Here is a 9,015-nt window from a genome sequence, read left to right on the forward strand (position 1 = left end):
TCTGCAACGAGTTAACAGCCCTCGCCGGCTCCTTGTGACGCCGCCGGGGGCTCGCGCGTCTATGCGGCACACTCGACCGCGACGGCCGTTTGGCTGAGCCCCCGCACCCGGGGAGCGGCCCGGCGGAGACCGTCGTGGAGCGAAGGGGGCACGGCCGGGAGAGCCGGCGAACACATCAGCGGAGAAGACGAAGATGCTGAAGCACGGCAAGAAGGTTCTGCTCCCGCTCGCGGCGCTGGCGATCGCCGCCTGCGACGGCGGGGGGACCGGGAGCGACAGCGCGCGGGTGACGATCCGGCTGCACGACGCCCCGGGCGACCTGGCGCAGGCGTGGGTCAAGATCGACCGCATCTACTTCCAGGGCACCTCGGACGCCGACAGCCTCTCGGGCCGCTTCGACCTGATGAGCACGCCCACCGGGTGGATCGACCTGATGACGCTGTCGGGCGGCAGCTTCGCCACGCTGGTGAACGGGGTGCCCGTGCCGGCGGGCTCGTACTCGCAGCTGCGCTTCGTGGTGTGCGACGCGTACGTGGTGACCGACGCCGGCCAGGTGTTCGCCACCAGCGGCGCCGACCTCCCCGCGGGGGTGACGGCCACGGGGACGCTGCAGCTGCCGAGCACCTGCTCCAGCGGCTTCAAGGTGAAGCTGCCGGACGGCGGGATCACGCTGGAGAACGCCTCGACCATCCTGTCGGTGGACTTCGACGTGAGCCAGAGCTTCGGGCACCAGGCCGGCAACTCGGGGCGCTGGGTGATGCACCCGGTGCTGAGCGCCACCGAGATCGGCTTCAGCGGCGGGATCGGCGGCACGGTGGCGGTGGCGCAGGGCGTGGCGCTGCCCACCTGCGGCGGCGCGGCGGTGAACGTGACCCAGTTCGTCCCGCAGGCGACCGCGGGGACCACCACCGTGTCGGCCGTGGTCAACCCGGCGGGGGCGTACTCGCTCGCGGTGGCGCCCGGCACCTACACCATGGGGTACGCGCCGGAGATCACCTTCACCAACGGCGACTCGCTGACCTTCGTGGCCGCGGCCACGCCGCCCAGCGTGACGGTGGCCTCGGGCGGCGCGGTGACGTCGAACTACAGCATCACCGCGGCGACCTGCCACTAAAGCGCTCCCGCGGGGGATCGCTGACGAAGCGGCAGCCGGGACTTCCCGGCTGCCGCTTCCGTCATGTCCCTCATCCGCCCCCGGCTTGCCGGGGCGCGCGGGGCGCCGCATCCTTCAGGCATGAACGATCGTGGAGAGGCGTCGCCGGAGCTGCTGCCGCTGCTGCTGCGCGCGGGTGTGGCGGTGCACGAGCGCCTGGAGCGCAGCCTGCTGCCGTGGAGCCTGTCGCTGGCCAAGCTGCGGGCGCTGCAGCAGCTGGCCGAGTCGCCGGAGGGGCTGCCGCTGGGGCAGCTGGCGGAGCGGCTCTGCTGCGTGAAGTCGAACGTGACGCAGCTGGTGCAGCGGCTGGAGGCGGACGGCCTGGTGCGGCGCGAGACCGACTCCGGGGACCGGCGCTGCGTGCGGGCGGTGATCACCGAGCGGGGCCGGAAGAGCTTCGAGCGGGCGAGCGGCGCGCGCGAGGCGGCCGAGCGCGAGGTGCTGGAGCGCCTGGCGCCGGACGAGCGGGCGCGGCTGGTGGCGCTCCTGGCGCGGCTCGCGGCGGAGGAGTGACGATGGGCTACGGCTACAACCCCGACCCGTCGGCCTGGGCCGACGAGCGGCTGGACGAGGAGTTCCCCCTGGGCGACGGCACCGCCGACACGGGCGCCACGGTCTGCTGCCCCTACTGCGGCGAGGCGGTGGACATCGTGCTCGACCCCGGCAGCGGCGCGCGCCAGGAATACGTGGAGGACTGCGAGGTGTGCTGCCGGCCGTGGCAGGTGTCGGTGGCCTACGCGCCGGACGGGACGGCGGAGGTGGCGGTGGAGGTGGCGGACGGTTTTTGAGGTACGGAGTACGAGGTACGGAAGTACGAAACAAGTGCGTGAGTGCGGAAGTGCGTGAGTGCGTTCAGCCGCGCTCACGCACCGTCGTTTTGTCAGCAGACCGCGGCTCCGGCGGCTGCGCCGCGGGGCCCTCTCCCCCGCGCGCCCTGGTCCGCTCGTTCCTCGCGGACGAAGGGCGCGCTCCCCTCTCCCAGACTGCGGGAGAGGGGAACACCTCGGCGCTTCGCGCAACGAACCGGGCACCGCGCGACGTGCGGTTGCGCAGTTGAAGCCTCGCGGGGTTTGCGAGGCTTTCCGTGGTTCCAGCGGGTGTCTTCAGGCACCCGCGACGGCGGCGCCCGCCACGAACCCCGCGTGAGGGATGCGCGCCCGGAGGGCCGGGACGCGGGCGCGCCGGGGGGTTGGGCGCGACCGTGGCCCGGCGCGGTTGGGCACAGTCGTACCGTGCCCTACCGCGCGCGCAGCCCGGCCCGGAGCGCAGCGGAGGGACACGCCCGAACCTCGCGGTTCGAATCGGCTCGCGGTCCGGAAAACGCATCGTCCGAAGCGCAAACGGTGCGGGTTGAACGGGTTTTGCTTAGGTTGGACGCCGAACCCACCCGGACGGAGAGGACCGGCCCATGAAACTGCTCGTCATCCGCCACGCCATCGCCGAAGACCGCGACGAGTGGGCGTTCAGCGGCAAGCCCGACGCGGAGCGCCCCCTGACCCGCGACGGGCGCGACCGCATGCGCCGCGCGGCCAACGGGATCGCGCTGGAGGCGCCGCGGCTGGACCTGATCGCCACCTCGCCGCTGGTGCGCGCGGTGCAGACGGCCGAGATCGTGGCCGACGAGTACGACGGGAAGGAGCTGACGGTAGTGAACGAGCTCTCGCCCGAGTGCGCGCCCGAGACGCTCCTGCCCTGGCTGCGCTCGCACGAGCCCGACACCACCATCGCCGTGGTGGGGCACGAGCCGCACCTGGGGTTCCTGCTCGGCTGGCTGCTGACGGGGCGCCACGAGAGCTTCGTGGAGCTGAAGAAGGGCGCGGTGGTGCTGCTGGAGTTCGACGACCCGCCGGCGGCGGGGAACGCCACGCTGCTGTGGGCGCTCCAGCCGGGGCAGCTGCGCAGGCTCCGCAAGAAGGAGAAGTAGCGAGAACATGAGGACGCCGGCCGAGCTGCTGGACCTGCCGGTGGAGCGCAGCGCCCGCTGGCTGGCGCTGCGCTTCCTGGAGGAGGCGGCGGCCGCGCACGCCCGGCTGGACGACGCGGACGACACGGAGGCGCTGCACGACTTCCGTGTGGGGCTGCGCCGCCTGCGCAGCACGGTGCGGGCGTACCGGCGCTGGCTGGGCGGGAGCCTCGGCCGCAAGGACCGCCGCCGCCTGGGCGCGCTGGCCGACGCCACGGGGGCGGCGCGCGACGCGGAGGTGCACATCGCCTGGCTGGAGCCGCGCGTGGAGAAGCTCTCCGGCGCGGAGCGGGCCGGGGCGGAGGCGTTCCTGGAGGAGCTGCGCGAGGAGAAGGCCGACGCCGAGGCCGACCTGCAGCGCGAGGTGGCAAGGGACTTCCCCCGCGAGCGCTGGCGGCTGGCCCGGCGGCTGCGCTTCTTCCGCGTCGAGGTGGAGCTGGACGACCCCGCGGGCGGGCCGCTGCTGGGTGCGGTGCTGGGGCGGCTGATCCGCGAGCAGGCGGACGAGCTGGAGCGGCACCTGGCGCACGTGCGCGCGCTGCAGCACCAAGAGGAGGCGCACCGGGCGCGCATCGCGGCCAAGCGGCTGCGCTACCTGATCGAGCCGTTCCAGGACGAGATCGAGGGCGGGCGCGACGCCGTCAAGCAGCTCAAGAAGCTCCAGGACGTGCTCGGCGACATGCACGACGCCGACGTGCTGCTGGCGCGCGTGGCCGCGGAGCTGGCGGACGCGCCGGAACCGGCCGAGGGCGAGGAGGACGGGGCGGCGGGCCTGCGCGCGCTGGCGAAACTGCTGGAGCGCGAGCGCCAGGAGCGCTTCGACGAGCTGCAGAGGCGCTGGCTGGACGGGCAGGGGGCGGAGTTCTTCGCGTCGGTGCGCGAGATGGGCAGGCGCGTGGCGAGCGCGGGGCACCCGAACCGCGAGATCGAGCGCAAGTTCCTGCTCAAGCGGATGCCGCGCCTGGACGGGCTCCCCGTCGTCGTGCTGGAGATCGACCAGGGGTGGCTCCCGGGCGAGCGGCTGGCCGAGCGGCTCCGGCGCACGCGCACGGACGGCGCGGTGCGCTACTTCCGCACGGTGAAGCTGGGGGCGGGCACCAGCCGCTTCGAGCTGGAGGAGGAGACCGACGAGCGCACCTTCCGCCGCCTCTGGTCACTCACCAAGGGCAGGCGCGTGCGCAAGCTGCGCTACCGGGTGCAGGAGGGCGACTTCACCTGGGAGATCGACCGCTTCCGCGGCCGCAGGCTGGTCCTCGCCGAGGTGGAGCTGCCCACGGAGGACACCGAGGTGCTCCCGCCCGCGTGGCTGCGGCGCCTGGTGGTCCGCGACGTCACCGGGGAGCCGGAGTACGTGAACATCAACCTGGCGAGGTGAACCCGCTTAGCAGGAGTTCTATGAAGCTGGAGTTACACCCTTCTGCGCAGAAGGCCTTTGATGAGCAAGCGGCGGGTTTCCGTACAACCCTGTCAACCACCCTCATTGATCAAGAAAATGAGGGCACAGGCCGTGTATTCTCGAATCTTTATATCGATGGTGAAATCTCAGAAAAAGATGTTATCGGACCGATAACATCCTCGCGAACGAATGCCTTCGGCGAGGAAATCGCGCGGTTTCTGTACACTCCGGAGGGGGTTGTTGGAATTGAGGGTGAAGCGTTTCGAGATCTAAGAAGACTTGCTGAGAAGATCCAACGGACTCCTGATCTCCGTGACGCCGTTTCTGTAGAAACTGTTTTCTCAAAGCTGTTCGAATGGGTCTGTGCGTCTGAAACTTTCGGTGACAGTCACGCGAGTGCGACTTCCTTTGTTTTGCGCGAATGCGAGAAGTCTATTAGCACATATAGACTGTTGATACCTATCTACGAACTCTTCCTGGAAGAGCCGTTGCAGATCGGAAGAGTCGTACTGAGACCCCTTACCGGAGACGAAATAGACGATTGGCTACGGCAGATAAGCTCGTCGCATCCAGAGATGACATCTACGTTCGAGACTGAGATCAACCGGAAGCGTAAGGAGATGCAAGGGAGGGCTGTTGCCGAAGTAAGCATTGTAGCTGAACGCCAAAGGGCTGAAGAGATAGCGCATGCGCAAACCTCCGATTCCCTTGCTTTACTGCGGCTATTCTCACGAGCCGCATTCGAGCCCACAGAGACTTCGTTCTGCGTTCCTCTGGGCCGGCAACATGTTGAGGTATCAAGACATATCCTTTTCCAAAATGGGGATTATATAGGTGAATCGTCAAAGATCACCAATGTGGGGTCCGGAATGTTCTGGACGATTAATCGTGAGGTCAGTCATATCATCTTAGACGCAGGTTTGAGAATCTTGAGTAATCTGTTGATCTCGCCTTCACTCACAGACTTTGAACAAAAGTTACTTGACTCGGTATTTCTCTACTCTCGAGCAACGCTTCAGAGCGAACTTTCAGAAAGGCTCTTGTACATCGTTGTGGCATTGGAATCCTTTATGTTAAGGAACAATTCCGAGCCCATCCTAGGGAACGTTGCGGAACGGGTCGCGTTTACGATTGGACGAAGTTCAGAGGAGCGAAGACAAATTTCGAGGGACATAAAAGCCGCCTACGACCTGCGCAGCCGATTTGTTCACCATGGACATGCATCGGATGACCTTGCATGTATGCGCACGTTCATGAGGCATGCGCATACCTGTCTAACAACTCTGGTCGCTAACTGTCACAGGTTCAAAACCCGTGATGAACTATTCGAAGTACTGGAGGAACGTAAATTTGCATAAGCTAGCTAATGCTCACGGCGCATCGCTCGCGCGAATTGTTATTCCATTCGCAATATGGACGGCTCTGGCTTCTTCTGCCGTTGTCGCGCAGACGGCGCCCGCCCGGCCGGCCGCCGCCGCCGACACGCTGCTTCCGAGCGACACGACGGTGGTCGTCGGGAAGCTGGCGAACGGGCTCACCTACTACGTGCGCAGGAACGCGGAGCCGCCGGCGCGGGCGGAGCTGCGGCTGGTGGTCAACGCCGGGTCGCTCCTGGAGGACGAGGACCAGCGCGGGCTGGCCCACTTCGTCGAGCACATGGCGTTCAACGGCACCCGCCGCTTCGCCAAGCACGAGCTGGTGGACTACCTGGAGTCGGTGGGGATGCGCTTCGGGCCCGACGTGAACGCCTACACCAGCTTCGACGAGACCGTCTACATGCTCTCGCTCCCCACCGACTCGGGCGGGGTGCTGGAGAAGGGGCTCGACATCCTGGAGGACTGGGCGGCGGGGATCACCTTCGACACCGCCGAGGCGCGCAAGGAGCGCGGGGTGGTGATCGAGGAGTGGCGCCTGGGCCGCGGCGCGGGCGCGCGCATCCGGGACAAACAGTTCCCCGTGCTCTTCGCCGGCTCGCGCTACGCGGAGCGCCTGCCGATCGGCGACGTGGAGACGCTCGGGAGCTTCGACCTCGAGGCCCTGACGCGCTTCTACCGCGACTGGTACCGGCCCGACCTGATGGCCGTGGTGGCGGTGGGCGACTTCGACCCGAAGCGGGTGGAGGCGATGATCCGCGAGCGCTTCGGGCGCATCCCGGCGCGCGCGAACCCCCGCCCCCGCCCCGCCTTCCCCGTCCCCGGACACGCGGAGCCGCGCTTCTCGGTGGCGACCGACCCCGAGGAGCAGTCGACGTCGGTGAGCGTGGTGCGGATGGTCCCCTCGCGCGTGCGGGCCACGCGGTCGGCGTACCGCCAATCCATCGTGGAGTCGCTCTACGCGGGGATGCTGGACGACCGGCTGAACGAGATCACCCAGCGTCCCGGGGCGCCGCTGGTGGGGGTCTCCTCCTTCCGCGGCTCGCTGGTGCGGCCGGTGGACGCCTACTACCTGTCCGCCCAGGTGCCGGAGGGCGGGGCCCAGCGCGGGCTGGCGGCGCTGCTCGCCGAGGCGGAGCGCGCGGCGCGGCACGGCTTCACGCCGCCCGAGCTGGAGCGCGAGAAGGCCGACCTGCTGCGCTCCTGGGAGCAGATGTACGCGGAGCGCCGCAAGACGCCGTCGGCGGCGTTCGCGGGGCAGTACGCCGGGCACTACCTCTACGGCGGGCCGCTGCTGGACGTGGCCACCGAGTACGAGCTGCACCGCGCGCTCCTGCCGGGGATCGCGCTGGCGGAGGTGGACTCGGTCGCGCGGACGGCGCTGGCGCGCAGCGGGCGGACGGTGCTGGTGAGCGGGCCGGCGAGCGCGCCGGCGCCCTCGGAAGCCGCGCTGGCGGCGCTGGCGGACTCGGTGGCCTCCGCGCCGGTGGAGGCGTACGCGGAGGCCGTGTCCGACGCGCCGCTGCTGGCCCGGAAGCCCGCGCCGGGGCGGGTGGTGGAGGAGCGGAAGGTCCCCGAGATCGGGGTGACGGAGTGGCGGCTGGCCAACGGGGTGCGCGTGGTGCTCAAGCCCACCGACTTCAAGGAAGACGAGATCATCCTGGCCGGCCGGAGCCCCGGCGGCGAGTCGCTCCTGCCGGACTCGGCGCACCTGTCGGCCGCGACGGCCTCGGCGGCGGCGCAGGTGGGGGGCGTGGGCGAGCTCTCCATCGTGGACCTGCAGAAGCGGCTGGCGGGGAAGACGGCCGTGGCGGGGGTGTACGTGGACGACCTGGGCGAGGGCATCTCGGGATACGCCGGCCCGCGCGACGCGGAGCTGATGCTGCAGCTGGTGCACCTCTACTTCACCGCCCCGCGGCGCGACAGCGCGGCGTGGGAGGCGTACCGCGACCGCGCGCGGACCATGCTGGCCAACCGCGGCGCCAGCCCCGAGGCCGCCTTCTTCGACACGCTGAGCGCGGTGCTCACGCAGAACCACCCGCGCGCGCGGCCGCTCTCGCCGGCGAGCTTCGACTCCATCTCCCTGGACCGCTCGCTGGCCGTCTACCGCGAGCGCTTCGCCGACGCGGGCGACTTCACCTTCTACCTGGTCGGGGCGTTCGACCCCGACTCGCTCAAGCCGCTGGTCGAGACGTACCTCGGCGGGCTGCCGTCGCAGGGGCGGAAGGAGACGTGGCGCGACCTGGGGATCCGCGCGCCGGCGGGGGTGGTGACGCGTACGGTGCGGCGCGGGGTGGAGCCCAAGGCCAGGACGCAGATCGTCTTCCACGGCCCCGTGGAGTTCGACCGGCGCACCGTGGTGCTGCTGCGGACTCTGGGCGAGGCGCTGGAGATCCGCCTGCGCGAGCGGCTGCGCGAGGACCTGGGCGGCACCTACGGCGTCTCCGTCGCGGGCTCGGCGGAGCGCGACCCGCGGCCGGGGTACCGCTTCGTGGTGGAGTTCGGGTCGGCGCCGGAGCGGCTGGACGAGCTGGTGCGGGTGGTGTGGGCCGAGATCGACTCGGTGAAGGCGCGCGGCGTCCCCGACAAGGACCTGCAGAAGGTGCGCGAGGCGCAGCGGCGGTCGCGCGAGGTGGACCTGCGCGAGAACCAGTACTGGCTGGGCGCGCTGATGACGTACGACCGCTACGGCTGGGACCCGCGCCAGATCCCCGCCACCCCGCTGTCGGCCTCCTTCACCTCCGCCGACCTGCAGGCCGCCGCCCGCCGCTTCCTCGACCCGGGCCGCTACGTGCAGGTGTCGCTGGTGCCCGAGACGGCGCCGCCCGCGCGCGCCGCGCCGGACCGCCGCTGACCGGCGACGGGCGGAGATCCGTAACTGCATGTCTCACACGGAGTCAACGGAGTCAACGGAGAACTGCGGAGGTTCTCTGTTGACTCCGTTTACTCCGTGTGAGTCCCCTCCGCAGAAATCAGAGTCCTGAGGTAGATGTCATCCTGAGTCTACCACCGCGCTGCGCGCGACCACGGAGGATGAAACGGGTGTGGGAGCATAAATTGGGCGGGTGGCGTCGGCAAAGAGGTCGGTAAGCTCATTGGTGCGAGAGAGCCCGTTCCTGAGTCAGACCCG

The 9,015-nt window shown here is 69.4% G+C and carries 7 protein-coding genes; all 7 read left to right on the forward strand.

The genetic code is table 11. The features are described from left to right. The first annotated feature begins 193 nt into the window (after positions 1-193). The 7 genes from VF746_00885 (at position 194) to VF746_00915 (ending at position 8,739) form a co-directional block, all read left to right on the forward strand. Positions 194-1,114 (forward strand): DUF4382 domain-containing protein, encoded by a 921-nt coding sequence (locus tag VF746_00885; GenBank protein HEX8690965.1) that lies wholly within the window; start codon positions 194-196, stop codon positions 1,112-1,114. A 120-nt stretch (positions 1,115-1,234) separates the two neighbouring features. Next, entirely contained in the window at positions 1,235-1,666 is a 432-nt protein-coding gene (locus tag VF746_00890; GenBank protein ID HEX8690966.1) for a MarR family transcriptional regulator, read from the forward strand. 2 nt (positions 1,667-1,668) lie between these two features. Then, complete coding sequence (locus VF746_00895) at positions 1,669-1,941, forward strand: CPXCG motif-containing cysteine-rich protein (protein ID HEX8690967.1); 273 nt, start codon at positions 1,669-1,671, stop codon at positions 1,939-1,941. Between the two features lie 620 nt (positions 1,942-2,561). Further along, positions 2,562-3,077, forward strand: coding sequence for a phosphohistidine phosphatase SixA (gene sixA / locus VF746_00900; protein HEX8690968.1), 516 nt, complete (start codon positions 2,562-2,564; stop codon positions 3,075-3,077). A gap of 7 nt (positions 3,078-3,084) precedes the next feature. Continuing rightward, the gene (locus VF746_00905; protein ID HEX8690969.1) at positions 3,085-4,491 is read left to right on the forward strand and encodes a CHAD domain-containing protein; all 1,407 of its coding nucleotides are present in this window, start codon (positions 3,085-3,087) and stop codon (positions 4,489-4,491) included. A 20-nt stretch (positions 4,492-4,511) separates the two neighbouring features. Further along, positions 4,512-5,870, forward strand: coding sequence for a hypothetical protein (locus VF746_00910; GenBank protein HEX8690970.1), 1,359 nt, complete (start codon positions 4,512-4,514; stop codon positions 5,868-5,870). A gap of 148 nt (positions 5,871-6,018) precedes the next feature. After that, positions 6,019-8,739 carry an insulinase family protein gene (locus VF746_00915; protein ID HEX8690971.1) on the forward strand — a complete coding sequence of 907 codons (2,721 nt, stop codon included), beginning with the start codon at positions 6,019-6,021 and terminating at the stop codon, positions 8,737-8,739. Positions 8,740-9,015 lie beyond the last annotated feature (276 nt).

Source organism: Longimicrobium sp. (assembly GCA_036389795.1).
In the GTDB taxonomy this organism is placed as follows: domain Bacteria; phylum Gemmatimonadota; class Gemmatimonadetes; order Longimicrobiales; family Longimicrobiaceae; genus Longimicrobium.